A 14,553-nucleotide genomic window follows, 5' to 3' on the forward strand; every position below is an offset into this window, starting at 1 on the left:
GAGAGCTTGGAAAGTCCAACAACCCGTCTAGACTGCGCCGCATGTCACCTCGCCGAAGCTACGACCAGTACTGCTCCGCAGCCCGCGCCCTCGACGTCGTGGGCGACCGCTGGACCCTGCTGATCGTCCGGGAACTGCTGGCCGGCCCGCGCCGCTACACGGACCTGCACGCGGACCTCCCCGGTGTGAGCACGGACGTACTCGCCTCCCGGCTGAAGGACATGGAGCGCGACGGACTCACCACCCGGCGGCGGCTGCCCCCGCCGGGCGCCGCCTTCGTCTACGAACTCGGTCGACGAGGGCGCGAGCTGCTGCCCGTGCTGCAGGCGCTGGGGAAGTGGGGCGAGGCCGAACTGGGCGAGCGCCGCCCGACCGACGCCGTGCGCGCCCACTGGTCCGCGCTGCCTCTGCTGCGGGCCCTGGCGGGCGCGGGAGTCGTCGAGGGCGCGGGGGTCGTCGAGGTCCGCCTGGAGGAGGGCGAGTTCCACCTCAACGTGGGCGCCGGCGACGGACCGGCCTACGGCGACGGGCCCGCGCCCGGCACGGCGGACGCGCGGCTGGTGCTGGACTCCGCGACGTGCGCGGCCGTCTGCCGCGGGGAACTGTCACCGGCGGACGCCGTACGGGCCGGGCGCATCACCGTGACCGGCGACGGCACCCTGGCCAAGGCCCTGCGGGAGGCCTGACAGGCGCGCGGGAGGCCGGGGGCGCCCGGAACGAGGTGGCCGACCACCCGTCGGCAGCGCGAACACTGAGGCCGGGGTCTTCGCGGTCGAGCGCTGCACGCCGGTCCGCGGTTGTGGCGCGGCCACCCAGCCCGACCTCCGGACCTCCGTGGAGATTCGGGCCGAGGAGGAAGAGGCGCTGGCCGCGTCGAATGCGGCCACGCCGGCGACGAGGCGGAACCTGCCGCCCGCACGGACGGCAGGGAGATGGCTCCAGGTGAAGCAGGGTATGGAGCCCTGGCCGCGTGTCCGCATGGAGGGCGGCGGTCGCGGGGTCGTCTCGCAGGCCGGGGCCGTGCCGCTGGTCGAGTCGTCCGCAAGTCCCTTCCGGATGGGCCGACATGGGCGTGGGGCCGCCCGGAATCGGCGCGGGCCCGCCCGAGGCGGGGAAGGTGCCGGGGAGACGCGGGAGGGCCGCACCGGAAGGCGTGGGCGGCCCACCCGGACGTGAGGGGGGCGGATCCCCGGAAGGTGCGGCGCGGGCGTTCGAGAGACGCTCGCGTGCGGTGAAGGCCCGCCGGGTCGGCGGGCCTTCACCCGAGGGTCAGGCGGACGGCGGCATCCGGGACGGCCGCCCCGAGCCGCGTGTGAGCGCGTAGCCGCCGATGCCCGCGAGGGCGGCCAGGACGCCGCCGATCGCGGTCCACACCCAGCGGTCGGACCACCAGCCGGAGGACCAGCCGTCGTCCGGCTCGATGCTCGACAGCACCGCGGACTTCGAACCGTCCTCCTCCGCCTCGGACTTGACGGCGATACCGGGGACCAGCGGCGTGGACAGCGAGCCGTCCACGGCCGCCGCGCCGCCGATGTCCTTGGAGTCGACGCGGACCTCGGTGCTCACCGGCTGTCCGAGGTCGGACGCGGTCAGGTCCACCACGGTCAGCCGGACGTAGTACGTCCCCGGCAGCGGATCGTTGGCCCACGGCTCCGACCAGGCGCGCACCGTACGCAGCACACAGGCCAGCTCGACCGAGGACGTCCCCTGGCCGGCGGTGCGGGTCGCCGCGCCGTACTGGCAGGACTGGCGGCGCCGCAGACCGTCGTACACGTCGATCTGCCAGGTCTGCGTTCCGTGCGTCTCGGGCAGCTTCACCGTCGCCCTGACGGTCGGCCGCTGCTCGGCGTCCGCCGGGAACGACCAGTAGAGGTAGTCGCCGGTGGAGCCGGACGCGGTGGCCCGCTGCCCCTGTTCGACCTCCGTCGCCGTCCGGAAGGAGGTGCCCGCCCGGGTGGGCGCCCCGCCGTCGTCCGAGGCGCTCGGCGACGGCGTGGAGTCGGCGGCCGCCGGACCGGCGGCCAGCCCGAGCGCCAGCAATGCGGCGCCCAGCACACGTGTGATACGCATCAGTTCGTCCTCCAGACCGCGACCCGCCAGCGCGACAGCCAGCCCCACAGCAGACCCGCGATGAACCCGGCCAGCACCAGGGCGCCGAGCAGCCACCAGCCGCGGCCGAGGCCGAAGGCGGCCACGTCGGCCGCGTGCGACGGCCCGTCCACCACGTCCACGGTCAGTTCCAGCGGCAGGCCCGGCGACGTCTTGACGCCCGCGGCGGCCGAGAAGGAGTTGGTGACCTGCAGGCACACGGTCTCCGCGGTCGCGTCCTCGTCGTCGCTCCGAGGCCTCGGGTACCTCAGGCCCGTGGAGATCACGTCGGTGCGGCCGTCGCCCGCCGCCTCACCGCGCACGATCTCCCGGCCGTGCAGTGTCACCGCCCGCAGCAGGACGCCGTAGTCGGGGTGCACGGCCCGGTCGTCCGCCACGCTGACCGAGGCCCGCAGCTCCTGGCCGGGGTCCAGGTCGACCTTGTACCAGCGCGGCTGCCCGAACTCCTCGCGGTCCGTGTACAGACCGGACTTCAGGGCCGGTGCCTTCGCGCACTCGGCGGCGCCCTCGGTGGCCACCGGCGTCACCACGGGATCGGCCGCCCGGTCGACCAGGTCGCCCACGCGGTCGCTCAGTTCCTCCTTGTGCCGGACGGAGGTGTAGGTGCCGCCGGTCGCGTCCGCGATGCAGCTGAGCTGGTCGCGGGTCTTGGCGTCCGGGACCAGGCCGAGGGTGTCGATGGTCAGACCGATGCCCTTGGCGGCTATCTCACGGGCCACCTCGCACGGGTCCAGCGGCTGGCAGGTGTCCTCGCCGTCGCTGATCAGGACGATACGGCGGGCGCCGTCACCGCCGTTCAGGTCGTTGGCGGCCTTCAGCAGCGCGGGGCCGATCGGCGTCCAGCCGGTCGGGGACAGCGTGGCCACCGCGGTCTTCGCGTCGGTCCGGTCCAGCGGCCCGACCGGATAGAGCTGTGCGGTGTCCTTGCAGCCCGTTCTGCGGTCGTCGCCGTGGTAGTTGGCGCCGAGCGTGCGTATGCCGAGCTCGACCTCCTCCGGCGTCGCGTCGAGCACCTCGTTGAAGGCCTGCTTCGCCGCGGCCATCCGGGTGCCGCCGTCGATGTCCCGGGTCCGCATGGAACCGCTGACGTCCAGCACCAGTTCGACCTTCGGGGCGGCCTGTTCCGTCTCGTCGGCGGCGGCCCCGGCGGGGAACGCGAGCCCGGCCGTCAGGGCGGCGAGGAGAGCGCAGACTCCCGCCGCCAGCCGTTGTCTTCTGATCATCGGCGGATCTTATTGATCCCAGGTGCCCGGCTCCAAAACGAGCGGGTTGGGCAGCGCGGTCCACTGGTCCCCGGCCGCCCTCGGGGAGAGCCGCATCAGCGTCAGCGCCTTCGCGGGCAGCGGGCCCTCGCACAGCGCGGCCAGGTCGGGCGTGTCCGGCAGCGCGGGCACGGCCGCCGCCAGCGCCGCCCCGAGTGCCGGGCCCGAACCCGCCGTGGCGGCCAGCGCGCCGGCCACCAGGGAGCCGAACAGCTTGCGGCGCAGGGCGGTTTCGTCGTCCGTGACCAGACGCCCGGTCAGCGGGGGCGCGGCGATGCCGTGCCGGGCCAGCCGGGCGGGGCTGATCCGGATGTCGGCGAGGTCCCGGTAGACGAGCCGCACCGGGGTGTGGTCCGCCGACAGGATCACCAGGAGGTTCTGGCCGTGCGCCTCCAGGGCCACCCCGAGGTCCAGGAGCCGCAGCCCCACGGTGAGCGCCAGCCGGGCGAAACCCGCCAGCCAGACCGGGGAGTCCGGCAGGCCGGTGGCGGGCAGCGCCGCCACCGGCAGCACCCGCTCGCCGGGGCCCGCGTACCGGGTGGGCGACTCCCTCAGCAGCGCGGCGAGATCGGGGGAGTGCGCGGTGACCGCCCCCAGCGTCCTGGTGACGTGCAGCAGGCCGCCGGTGCGGCCCGCCAGCTCCGTCGCGAACGCCGACAGGGCCGCCGCCACCTCGACCGAGTACCCGGAGATGTCCCGCACCGACGAGGTCAGCCGGGTGCTCAGCGCGGTCTTGACATGCGGGCCGCCGCCGGGCAGGGCCAGCGTTCGCAGGGACAGCAGCGGATGCGCGGCCCGCCACGGCCGGTACGGCCGCTTGAGCACATGGTCCGCCTGCCAGGGGTGCACCGGCAGCAGCAGCTCGTCCCCGTCGCGCAGTTCCGCCGGCCAGTCGCCCGACACCAGGCACTGGTCGGCCGGCACCGGAACCGTGCCCAGTTCCACCAACGGGCGGTGCTCCGGCGCGTAGGCGAGCTGGTCGGCCACCGAGAAGCCGGGCCGGGACCGGCAGTTGGGGTGGTACGGATGGCCGTCGGTCACCCGCTGTTCCCACTGCCAGTCCCGCTCCGGCCGGTCCGCCGAGGGGGCCGCGCCGGCCCGGGAGAGAGCCAGCGAGGCCGTGCTGTGGGCCAGTTCGGCCGCGAAGCCGGCGGCGTGCGGCACCGCGAGGTCGAGCATCAGCCGCGCCGGGTCGTCGTGACGCTCCCGGCCGAGGAGCACGGACGTGACGTGTCCGCCGGTCGCGTACGGATCCGCGGGCGGCCCCTGCAGGTGCCGGCCGTCGGCCAGCCGCAGCACCGGGCCGGGCGCCCCGCCGCCGCGCCGGGAGAGCCACGGCAGCGGCTCGTACGCCAGGGCCCGCCACAGCCGGGTCAGCACCGCCGCGCGGGCTCCGGGCAGCGCGGCCCGGTACCGGGGCAGCAGGCCGGGCCGTACGGCGGCCAGCTCCTCGGCGAGCCCGGTCTCGGCGGTGGCTGAGTCGTACACGTTCGGCTCCTCGGGAAAGGGCAGCTCGGGGCACGATTGTCGGGTACGGCAGGGATACTGATCGCGACCGCCCCCGGGCCCGCACCGGTGGGCCGGCGGGACCGCCCCCGACGACGGACGAGTGGATCGCGTGGACCTCAAGCCTCCCAGTGACGCCGTAGGACGGCGCGCGGACGCGTACGCGTCCGCGCCCCTGCTGAACTGCCTGCTGCGGGAGGTCGCCGAGCCGCTGCCGGCCGACGGGCAGTACCGGGTCCACCGGCTGCCGTGCACCGGCCGGCTGCTGCGCGTGCGCGCCGGCCGTCGGCCCGCCGATCCGCAGGTGCGCACGGCCGGGACCTGGCGCCGCCTGGGCCACACCGAACTGGTCAAACTGGTCGCCGAGGAGCTGCGCCGGCACACCGGGCAGCCGGGCGACGACCTGCCCGCCGAGATGATCGACAGCCGGGACACCGTGGCCGCCCTGCTCACCGCCCGGGCCCGGGCCGCCGCGCCCGCCGACCCGTATCTGCGCTCCGAGCAGTCCCTGATCACCGGGCACCCCTGCCATCCCGCCCCGAAGGCCCGCGGCGGCGGCCCGGCCGCGGCCTGGCTGCCGTACGCCCCCGAGGCACACGCCCGCTTCCCGCTCGCGCTGCTCGGGGTGCGTGCGGACCAGGTGGCCGAGGAGGGCGACACCAGGGCCCTGGACGCGCTCGGCACCGCCCCGCCCGGGTACCGGCTGCTGCCGGTCCACCCCTGGCAGCTCGACCTCGTCGGCCGCGACCTGGCCCCCGCTCTCGCGGACGGCAGGCTGATCGGTCTCGGGACCACCGCCTTCGACACCTGGCCCACGGCGGCGATCCGCACGGTGTACGAGCCCCGGCGCGACCTGTTCCTGAAGTTCAGCCTGGATGTGCGCGTCACCAACGACGTCCGCCGGCTGTGGCGCCACGACCTGCTGGCACTGGGCCGCACCGAAACCGCTGTGGAACGTGCGTTCGCGACGATGGAGCCGCCCGCCGCCTGGCTGCCCGACCGCGGCTACCGCACCGCCGCCTTCGCCTTCGAGGAACTGGCCGTCCTGGTGCGGGGCGGGCTGCGCCGCGGCCTCCTGCCCGCCGCCACCCCGCTGCTCGCCGCCGCCCTGGCGGAGGGCTTCGAGGGCTGCCCCCTGGCAGCGACCGACGACCCGGATACCTGGTGGGAGGCGTATCTGCGGCAGGTCGTGCCGCCCGTCCTGACGGCCTTCGCCGATCACGGCGTCGTGCTGGAGGCGCACCTGCAGAACACCCTGGTCGCCGTCGACCCGGCGGGCCTGCCCGTGCAGGCCCTGTTCCGGGACGCCGAGGGCGTCAAACTGCTCCCGGACGTCTCCCGGGCCGCCGGCTGGGAGCGCCTGGTGTACTGCCTGGTCGTCAACCACCTCACCGAGATCGCAGCGGCCCTCGCGGAGCACCACCCCGGGCTCGACCCCTGGCCGGCCGCCCGCCGCGAACTCGCCCGCCACGATCTGCCCGAGATCCCCGCACTGCTCTCCTCGCCCTCCCTCCCGGGCAAGACCAACCTGCTGCTGCGCTGGACCGGCGCGGACGGCGCCGCGGCGCGCTATCTGCCCCTGCCGAACCCGCTGGCCGCCGCCTGACCCGCACGTTGCCGGCATCCGCCGCGCGACAGGAGGGCACCCGCCGCCCGTACCCCGCCCGCGCGGCGGATGCGCACGCGCGTGCCGCGACGGCGGTACGCCGCTACTCGCCGATCGCCGGCGGACGCGGGCCGGCCACGGCCCCTTCGCCGGAGCACGAGGGTGCGGCCGGACCGTGCTGCCGGGCACGCTTCGCGGGTCGCCGGCCGACCGTTCGGTCGCCCGCGACCCGCGGTTCAGGACAGTTCGCCGTCCTCGCTCATCCGTCCTCGCTCACCCGAACGACGATCTTCCCGCGGGGGTGCTCCGACCGTAGGGCCTCGTAGGCGGCGCGGGTATCGGACAGGGGCACGACACGGTCCACGACGGGTGTGAGGCGGCCGTCGTCGATCAACCCGGTGACGGCCGCCAGACCGGTACGGTCCGGCTCGACGACGAAGAACACACCGCGCGCTCCACGGGCCGCGGCGTCATCCGGATCCGGCGGCTGCACGATGCTGACCAGGGTGCCGCCCCGGCGCAGCGTCGCCCACGAGCGGGCCAGGGTGTCCCCGCCGACCGTGTCCAGGACCACGTCGACGTCGGCCACGTGGTCCTCGAAGCGTTCGGCCGCGTAGTCGATGACCTGGTCCGCGCCGAGCCCGGCGACGAATTCCCGGTCCCGCGCGGACGCCGTGGCGGTGACGCGCGCGCCGAGCGCCGCGGCGATCTGCACGGCGAAGGAACCGACTCCTCCCGCGCCTCCGTGGACCAGGACGCTCTCCCCGGCCGACAGCGAGGCATGGTCGGCCAGGGCCTGCCAGGCCGTGAGGGCGGCCAGTGGCACGGCCGCCGCGCTGGGATGGTCCAGCGCGGACGGCTTGGCGGCCAGCACGTCCGCGGGGACGGTGACGTACTCGGCGGCGGCCCCGTCACGCGTGAAGGGAATCAGCCCGTACACCTCGTCGCCCACTGCCGTGCCCGTGACCCCGGGGCCGAGTTCGGTCACCACTCCGCTGACCTCGTGGGACGGAATCACCGGCGTCCGGTCCCTGCCGGTTCCGTCGAAGCTGTCACTCCAGGTGGCGTCCCAGGCGAGCTCACCGTTGGTGACGGCGGCGGCGTGCACGCGCACCAGCACCTCGCCCGCGCCCGGTGCGGGCCGCGGCGCGTTCTCGTACACCAGTTGCTCGGGTCCGCCCCTGCGGTGGGCTCGAACAGCGCGCATGGTGGTCGTCATCGCGTCACTCCTCACGACGGGGCGGCGTTCCGGTCGTCTCCGCCCCGGGTGGGTTCGGACTCACCGCGGGCGTGTGGTCACCGTCCGGAACGTGGGCGGGCAGCGGGGATCGTTGCCGTCACATGATTGATACCGGTGACGGGGACCTGGAGGTGCTCGCCTCGCGGGCCGTTCCGGCCGGTCCGCCCCGGATGCCGTACCGCACGCAGGTGACCGCGGCGAGGGGCACCGCACCGCACCGCCCGGGCCGCGTGCGCAGACGGTCGTGGAATATTGGGTCGCACCATCACTGGAGTCCCGGGAGTCCTGGAAGACCATGCGCGAGGTCGCCGTAACCCGCTACATCGCACCGCTGACGTCCGGCGGCTCCGTGCCCGCGGTCGTCGAGGCCGACGACGACGGCACCTACGTCGTGAAGTTCACCGGCTCGGCGCAGGGGCACAAGGCGCTCGTCGCCGAGGTGATCGTCGGGGAACTCGCGCGGGCGCTGGGCCTGCGCTTCCCCGAACTGGTGCTCGTCCACTTCGACCCCGCGGTCGCCGCCGACGAGCCCCACCAGGAGGTCCGTGAGCTGCACGGAGCCAGCGCGGGCGTGAACCTCGGCATGGACCACCTGCCGGGTGCCGTCGACTTCACCCCGGAGATCGCCGGGTCCTTCGCCGTGGACCCGCTGGAGGCGGGCCGGATCGTCTGGCTGGACGCGCTGACCGTCAACGTGGACCGCACGGTGCACAGCTCCAACCTGATGGTGTGGCCCACTCTCGGCACCGTTCCGCCCCGCCTGTGGCTCATCGACCACGGCGCCGCCCTCGTCTTCCACCACCGCTGGGACACCACCGACCCCGGCAAGCGGTACGACTTCCGCCACCACGCCCTCGGTCACTACGGCCCCGACGTCCGGGCCGCCGACGCCGAACTGGCGCCCCTGGTGACGGAGGAACTGCTGCGCGGGATCGTCGCGGAGGTGCCGGACGCCTGGCTGGCCGAGGACGCGGGCTTCGCGACCCCCGACGACGTCCGGGCCGCCTACACCGACTACCTGCTGCGGCGGGCCCGGCTGTCGGCCGAGTGGCTGCCGACGGACTTCCCGAGCCGGGCGGAACTGGCCGCCGAGGAGACGGCCCGCGCGGCGAGGACGCGGCAGGGGCGCCCGGACTGGCTCAAGCACGTCCCCGACCTGCACGGCAGGCCGGGGGTGGCGCAGGACGGGACGGCGCACTTCGGCTGACGGGTGGCTCCGGGGATCCGCCGGGATCCCGTCACCCACCCGTCAGCCATCGGCCGGCCGGATCCCTGTCAGCCCGTCAGCCGCTCGTACGCGGGCAGGGTCAGGAAGTCGGCGTAGTCCTCGTCGAGGGACACCTGGAGCAGCAGATCGTGCGCCTGCTGCCAGTGGCCGGCCGCGAAGGCCTCCTCGCCGATCTCCGCGCGGATGGCCGCCAGTTCCTCCGCGGCGACCTTGCGGGCCAGTTCCGGGGTGGCCTTCTCGCCGTTCTCGAACTCGACGCCCGCGTTGATCCACTGCCAGATCTGGGAGCGGGAGATCTCCGCGGTGGCCGCGTCCTCCATCAGGTTGAAGATGGCGACCGCGCCGAGCCCGCGCAGCCAGGCCTCGATGTAGCGGATGCCGACCTGGACGGCGTTGACCAGACCGGGGTAGGTGGGCTTCGCGTCCAGCGAGTCGACGGCGATCAGGTCGGCCGCCTCGACGTGCACGTCCTCGCGCAGCCGGTCCTTCTGGTTCGGCTTGTCGCCGAGCACCCGGTCGAAGGACTCCATGGCGATCGGGACCAGGTCGGGGTGGGCGACCCAGGAGCCGTCGAAGCCGTCGTTCGCCTCGCGGTCCTTGTCCGCCTTGACCTTCTCGAAGGCGACCTTGTTGACCTCCTCGTCGCGCCGGGACGGGATGAACGCCGCCATGCCGCCGATCGCGTGCGCGCCGCGCTTGTGGCAGGTGCGGACCAGGAGTTCGGTGTACGCCCGCATGAACGGCGCGGTCATCGTGACCGCGTTGCGGTCCGGCAGGACGAACTTCGGGCCGCCGTCCCGGAAGTTCTTCACGATGGAGAACAGGTAGTCCCAGCGGCCCGCGTTGAGCCCGGAGGCGTGGTCGCGCAGTTCGTAGAGGATCTCCTCCATCTCGTACGCCGCCGTGATCGTCTCGATCAGGACGGTGGCGCGGACACTGCCCTGCGGGACACCCACGTGGTCCTGCGCGAAGACGAACACGTCGTTCCACAGGCGTGCCTCGAGGTACGACTCGGTCTTGGGCAGGTAGAAGTACGGGCCCTTGCCGAGGTCCAGCAGCCGCCGCGCGTTGTGGAAGAAGTACAGGCCGAAGTCGACCAGCGCGCCGGGCACGGGCCGGCCGTCGGCGTCGACGAGGTGGCGCTCGTTCAGGTGCCAGCCGCGCGGGCGCATGACGACCGTGGCCAGTTCCTCGGCGGGCCGCAGTGCGTAGGACTTGCCGGACCCGGGGTCCGTGAAGTCGATGTCGCGGGTGTAGGCGTCCATCAGGTTGACCTGGCCGAGGACCACGTTCTCCCAGGTGGGCGCGGAGGCGTCCTCGAAGTCGGCGAGCCAGACCCGCGCACCCGAGTTGAGCGCGTTGATGGTCATCTTCCGGTCGGTCGGGCCGGTGATCTCCACGCGCCGGTCGTTCAGCGCGGCCGGCGCCGGGGCGACCTTCCAGGAGTCGTCCGCGCGGACGGCGGCCGTCTCCGGGAGGAAGTCCAGGGTCGAGGTGCGGGCGATCTCGGCGCGCCGCTCCGCGCGGCGGGCGAGGAGTTCGTCACGGCGCGGGGTGAACCGCCGGTGCAGCTCCGCCACGAAGGCGAGCGCCGCGTCGGTGAGGACCTCCTCCTGCCGGGGCAGGGGCTCGGCGTCGACGATGGCCAGCGGAGACGGCGCTGGTGCGGACATGAGCTGTCACTTCCTTCAGCGGTGGCACCGGGTGCCAAGTGGCACGAAACGGACGATCGGCGCCCGCTGTGCGACCGGGCGCTTCTGATCAGTGGATACTAGTTTCCTCATCGTGGAACTTCAATGGTTTGTTGATGTCGAGAATCTCCGGGTCGAGGCAAGGTGGCGCTCGGTGCCACCCCGTTCACTCAAGGTGGCTCAGGTCCGCCTCGGTGTCGATGTCGTACGGTTCGGCCACGTCCGCGCACTCCACCAGCCTGAGCGCCGACGCGTGCTCGCGCAGGTAGGCGCGCGCTCCGCGGTCGCCGGTGGCGGACGCGGCGATGCCCGCCCAGTGCGCCGCGCCGAACAGCACCGGGTGCCCGCGCACACCGTCGTATGCGGCCGAGACCAGCGAGTTCTCGTCCTCGTACGCGTCGAGCACCCGGGTCACCGCGGCCGCCCCGATACCCGGCTGGTCGACCAGGCTGACCAGGGCCGCCGTCACCCCCGTACCGGCGAAGGAGCCGAGCCCGGCGCGCAGCGACGAACCCATGCCCGCGGCCCAGTCGGGGTTGCGTACCGTGACGCAGCCGCTCAGGTCCGCGCGGTTCCGGACGTCGTCCGCCGCCGCGCCGAGAACCACGTGGATCCGTGCGCACCCGGCCGCGCGCAGTACTCCGACCGCGTGTTCGACCAGCGGGCGCCCCCGGTGCTCCAGCAGCGCCTTGGGTCGCCCGCCGAGCCGTCTGCCGCCGCCGGCGGCCAGCAGCAGCCCGGCGACCCGCTCCCCGTTTCCGTCCCGGTTGTCCCTCATGCGTCCTGCATACCCGACGCGGGCGGCTCCGGCCGGGCTCCTTGGGCTGAATTTCGGTCCGCGTGGTGGCGCTCCGGGGCGGCGTGGCGTTTACTGACCCGCGCACGACGGGCGGGTGAGGGGGAGGGCTGTGTCGCGGAGCTTGGAGCAGAGGCCGGTGACCGGCGGCGACGAGGACGTGAGAGTGGCGGAACTGCGGATCGCGGTGTCCCGGCTGCGCCGCGAACTCGCCGCGCACCCGGCGGACTTCCCCGACCGGGGAATAGCCGAGGACGAGCTGGCCGCGCTCGCGGCGATGGCCGCCGGCGGCATCCCGGAGACGCCCCGCCTGCGCCGCTCCCTGTTACTGATCGCGGGAGCGATCGGCTCGGTCAGCGCGCTGGCGCGCGGTCTGACGGAGGTCCGGGGGGCGGTGGACCTGTTCGGCGAGCCGCGGGGGAGGTGACCCCCGGGACCGGCGGGCCGCGCAGGAGGTGACCCTCAGGACCGGGGAGCCGCCGGGAGGACGAGTCCCCGGACCCGAGGGGGTGAACTCCGCGGCTGGGGGGCGTCGCGCGGGCGAGTCCCGTGGCCGTCCGTCACGTGCCCGGCGCCGGGGCGGCGAGCCGCCGCGGAGGGTCCGTGCAGGGCACGGGCCGCGGGCTCGGGCCCCCGGGTCTGCGGGCGGGAGGCTCAGGCCCCCGAACTCGCCAGGGCCTCGGAGAGCTCCGCGGCGATCCCCTGGAGCATCGGCACGATCTTCCCGGTCGCGGCCTCGGTGACCCGGCCGGCCGGTCCGGAGATGGAGATCGCGGCCGCCGTGGGGGAGTCGGGCACGGGCACCGCGAGGCACCGGACGCCGATCTCCTGCTCGTTGTCGTCCACCGCGTACCCCTGCAGGCGCACCTCCTCCAGCGCCGCCAGGAAGCCGTCGGGCGTGGTGATGGTCCGCTCCGTCGCCGCCGGCATGCCGGTGCGGGAGAGCAGGGCGCGCACCTCGTCGTCGGGGACACCGGCCAGCAGGGCCTTGCCCACCCCGGTGGAGTGCGGCAGCACGCGGCGCCCCACCTCGGTGAACATCCGCATCGAGTGCTTCGACGGCACCTGGGCGACATAGACGATCTCGTCGCCGTCCAGCAGGGCCATGTTCGCCGTCTCGCCGGTCTCCTCCACCAGCCGGGCCAGATAGGGCCGCGCCCAGGTGCCGAGCAGCCGTGAGGCCGACTCGCCGAGCCGGATCAGCCGCGGGCCCAGCGCGTACCGCCGGTTCGGCTGCTGGCGTACGTAGCCGCACGCCACCAGGGTGCGCATCAGGCGGTGGATGGTGGGCAGCGGCAGCCCGCTGGTCGCGGACAGCTCGCTCAGGCCTACCTCGCCGCCGGCGTCCGCCATCCGTTCCAGCAGGTCGAAGGCGCGCTCCAGGGACTGGACCCCGCCGCCGGCGGAGGATTTGGCGGAGTCGGTGGTGCTGGCGCTGGACGTCGGCACGGCGCGTTCCTTTCGCGACTGGCGGGGAGGGCAGAAGCCTACCCGGCGGCCGGTTGACTCCCCGCTTGTGCATAGCTACGTTCTGCTCAGCGGAATTATAATTCCGCTTTGTGGAAACGTCCAGAGCCTCCGTCCCTCCGGTGCCGTCCAGAAGTGTGCCCCTTGACGGCGGGGGAGTGGAGGTGAAGACTCCTTCAACAGAACGTTGAAGTCCGTTACGTGGATGTAAATCCCGTTTCCCGGGCGTGAACGGCGGCAGAGAGAGGGGTCCGGGTGTCCGACGCTGAACTGGTGCTGCGCTCGACGCGCGTCATCACACCGGAGGGGACGCGGGCCGCCACGGTCACCGTGTCCGCCGGCACCATCACGGCCGTACTGCCGTACGACGCCGAGGTGCCGGCCGCGGCACGACTCGAGGACCTCGGCGAGCACGTGCTGCTGCCCGGCCTGGTCGACACCCACGTGCACGTCAACGACCCCGGCCGTAGCGAGTGGGAGGGCTTCTGGACGGCCACGCGCGCCGCCGCGGCCGGCGGCATCACCACGCTCGTCGACATGCCCCTCAACTCCCTGCCGCCGACCACGACCGTGGGGAACCTGCGGGTCAAGCAGGAGGTCGCGGCCGACAAGGCGCACATCGACGTCGGCTTCTGGGGCGGCGCCCTGCCCGACAACGTGGAGGACCTGCGCCCGCTGCACGACGCCGGTGTCTTCGGCTTCAAGGCGTTCCTCTCCCCGTCCGGCGTCGACGAGTTCCCGCATCTCGACCAGGAGCACCTCGCCCGCTCCCTGGCCGAGATCGCCGGGTTCGACGGCCTGCTCATCGTGCACGCCGAGGACCCGCACCGGCTGGCCGCCGCCCCGCAGCACGGCGGTCCCCGCTACGCCGACTTCCTCGCCTCCCGCCCGCGCGCCGCCGAGGACTCGGCCGTCGCCGCACTCATCGCGCAGGCGAAGCGTCTCGACGCCCGCGTGCACGTGCTGCACCTCTCCTCCAGCGACGCGCTCCCGCTGATCGCCGCCGCCCGCGCCGAGGGCGTGCGCCTCACGGTGGAGACCTGCCCGCACTACCTCACCCTGACCGCGGAGGAAGTCCCGGACGGCGCGAGTGAGTTCAAGTGCTGCCCGCCCATCCGGGAGGCCGCCAACCAGGACCTGCTGTGGCGGGCCCTGGCCGACGGCACCATCGACTGCGTCGTCACCGACCACTCGCCCTCCACCGCCGACCTGAAGACGGCCGACTTCGCCACCGCCTGGGGCGGGATCTCCGGCCTCCAGCTCAGCCTGCCCGCCGTGTGGACCGAGGCCCGCCGGCGCGGCCACGGACTGGAGGACGTCGTCCGCTGGATGTCCACCCGGACGGCCGCGCTGGCCGGTCTGACCCGCAAGGGCGCCATCGAGGCCGGCCGCGACGCCGACTTCGCCGTGCTCGCCCCCGACGAGACCTTCACCGTCGACCCGGCCGGCCTGCAGCACCGCAACCGGGTCACCGCCTACGCCGGCCGCACCCTGCACGGCGTGGTGAAGTCCACCTGGCTGCGCGGCCAACGCATCGCCTTCGAAGGCGAGTTCACCGAACCGAAGGGCCGACTGCTGACCCGTACCCCCTGATTCCGCGGCCGCCGCGACCGCGGCGGCCGGCCAACGAAAGGAAACCCTGATCACA

12 protein-coding genes are annotated in these 14,553 nt (G+C 74.0%); 5 read left to right on the plus strand and 7 right to left on the minus strand.

Annotation, left to right across the window (positions count from 1 at the left end; translation table 11 throughout):
* Positions 1-41 precede the first annotated feature (41 nt).
* Positions 42-686 carry a winged helix-turn-helix transcriptional regulator gene (locus MXD57_RS18650; RefSeq protein WP_250402657.1) on the plus strand — a complete coding sequence of 215 codons (645 nt, stop codon included), beginning with the start codon at positions 42-44 and terminating at the stop codon, positions 684-686.
* Between the two features lie 583 nt (positions 687-1,269).
* Here MXD57_RS18650 and MXD57_RS18655 read toward each other — a convergent pair.
* The 3 genes from MXD57_RS18655 to MXD57_RS18665 are packed head-to-tail and all read right to left on the minus strand — an operon-like array spanning position 1,270 to position 4,859.
* Entirely contained in the window at positions 1,270-2,070 is an 801-nt protein-coding gene (locus tag MXD57_RS18655) for a hypothetical protein (protein ID WP_250402658.1), read from the minus strand.
* A complete protein-coding gene (locus MXD57_RS18660) occupies positions 2,070-3,332 on the minus strand; it encodes a VWA domain-containing protein (RefSeq protein WP_250402659.1) in 1,263 nt (420 codons plus the stop codon). The genes MXD57_RS18655 and MXD57_RS18660 overlap by 1 nt, the downstream gene beginning before the upstream one ends.
* 9 nt (positions 3,333-3,341) lie before the next feature.
* Positions 3,342-4,859, minus strand: a complete 1,518-nt coding sequence (locus tag MXD57_RS18665) for an IucA/IucC family protein (RefSeq protein ID WP_250402660.1) — start codon at positions 4,857-4,859, stop codon at positions 3,342-3,344.
* 121 nt (positions 4,860-4,980) lie between these two features.
* Here MXD57_RS18665 and MXD57_RS18670 point away from each other — a divergent pair, with 121 nt between their 5' ends.
* Positions 4,981-6,483 carry an IucA/IucC family protein gene (locus tag MXD57_RS18670; RefSeq protein ID WP_374114722.1) on the plus strand — a complete coding sequence of 501 codons (1,503 nt, stop codon included), beginning with the start codon at positions 4,981-4,983 and terminating at the stop codon, positions 6,481-6,483.
* Positions 6,484-6,742: 259 nt separating this feature from the next.
* Here the strand turns inward: MXD57_RS18670 and MXD57_RS18675 are convergent, their stop codons facing one another.
* The gene (locus tag MXD57_RS18675; RefSeq protein ID WP_250402662.1) at positions 6,743-7,702 is read right to left on the minus strand and encodes an NADP-dependent oxidoreductase; all 960 of its coding nucleotides are present in this window, start codon (positions 7,700-7,702) and stop codon (positions 6,743-6,745) included.
* Positions 7,703-8,018: 316 nt separating this feature from the next.
* Between MXD57_RS18675 and MXD57_RS18680 the strand changes: the two genes are divergently transcribed.
* Positions 8,019-8,930, plus strand: a complete 912-nt coding sequence (locus tag MXD57_RS18680; RefSeq protein ID WP_250402695.1) for a HipA family kinase — start codon at positions 8,019-8,021, stop codon at positions 8,928-8,930.
* A 68-nt stretch (positions 8,931-8,998) separates the two neighbouring features.
* Here MXD57_RS18680 and aceB read toward each other — a convergent pair whose 3' ends face one another.
* Both aceB and MXD57_RS18690 read right to left on the minus strand, forming a co-directional pair.
* Positions 8,999-10,624, minus strand: a complete 1,626-nt coding sequence (gene aceB, locus MXD57_RS18685) for a malate synthase A (protein WP_250402663.1) — start codon at positions 10,622-10,624, stop codon at positions 8,999-9,001.
* A 184-nt stretch (positions 10,625-10,808) separates the two neighbouring features.
* On the minus strand, positions 10,809-11,420 hold the full coding sequence (locus tag MXD57_RS18690; RefSeq protein ID WP_250402664.1) for a nucleotidyltransferase family protein: 612 nt from the start codon (positions 11,418-11,420) through the stop codon (positions 10,809-10,811).
* A 130-nt stretch (positions 11,421-11,550) separates the two neighbouring features.
* On the opposite strand from MXD57_RS18690, the gene MXD57_RS18695 reads away from it, so the two are divergent.
* On the plus strand, positions 11,551-11,865 hold the full coding sequence (locus MXD57_RS18695; RefSeq protein ID WP_250402665.1) for a DUF5955 family protein: 315 nt from the start codon (positions 11,551-11,553) through the stop codon (positions 11,863-11,865).
* 227 nt (positions 11,866-12,092) lie between these two features.
* On the opposite strand, the gene MXD57_RS18700 is transcribed toward MXD57_RS18695, so the two are convergent.
* A complete protein-coding gene (locus MXD57_RS18700) occupies positions 12,093-12,887 on the minus strand; it encodes an IclR family transcriptional regulator (RefSeq protein WP_250402666.1) in 795 nt (264 codons plus the stop codon).
* 273 nt (positions 12,888-13,160) lie between these two features.
* Here MXD57_RS18700 and allB point away from each other — a divergent pair, with 273 nt between their 5' ends.
* Positions 13,161-14,498 carry an allantoinase AllB gene (gene allB, locus MXD57_RS18705; protein ID WP_250402667.1) on the plus strand — a complete coding sequence of 446 codons (1,338 nt, stop codon included), beginning with the start codon at positions 13,161-13,163 and terminating at the stop codon, positions 14,496-14,498.
* The last annotated feature ends 55 nt before the right edge of the window (positions 14,499-14,553 follow it).

The sequence above is a fragment of the Streptomyces cellostaticus genome (assembly GCF_023630175.1).
In the GTDB taxonomy this organism is placed as follows: Bacteria; Actinomycetota; Actinomycetes; order Streptomycetales; family Streptomycetaceae; genus Streptomyces; species Streptomyces cellostaticus_A.

Bases quoted from the DNA above. Each gene is read 5' to 3' on its own strand.
- MXD57_RS18650 (WP_250402657.1), top strand. From the start codon at position 42: ATGTCACCTCGCCGAAGCTACGACCAGTACTGCTCCGCAGCCCGCGCC.
- MXD57_RS18655 (WP_250402658.1), bottom strand. From the start codon at position 2,070: ATGCGTATCACACGTGTGCTGGGCGCCGCATTGCTGGCGCTCGGGCTG.
- MXD57_RS18660 (WP_250402659.1), bottom strand. From the start codon at position 3,332: ATGATCAGAAGACAACGGCTGGCGGCGGGAGTCTGCGCTCTCCTCGCC.
- MXD57_RS18675 (WP_250402662.1), bottom strand. From the start codon at position 7,702: ATGACGACCACCATGCGCGCTGTTCGAGCCCACCGCAGGGGCGGACCC.
- MXD57_RS18680 (WP_250402695.1), top strand. From the start codon at position 8,019: ATGCGCGAGGTCGCCGTAACCCGCTACATCGCACCGCTGACGTCCGGC.
- aceB (WP_250402663.1), bottom strand. From the start codon at position 10,624: ATGTCCGCACCAGCGCCGTCTCCGCTGGCCATCGTCGACGCCGAGCCC.
- MXD57_RS18690 (WP_250402664.1), bottom strand. From the start codon at position 11,420: ATGAGGGACAACCGGGACGGAAACGGGGAGCGGGTCGCCGGGCTGCTG.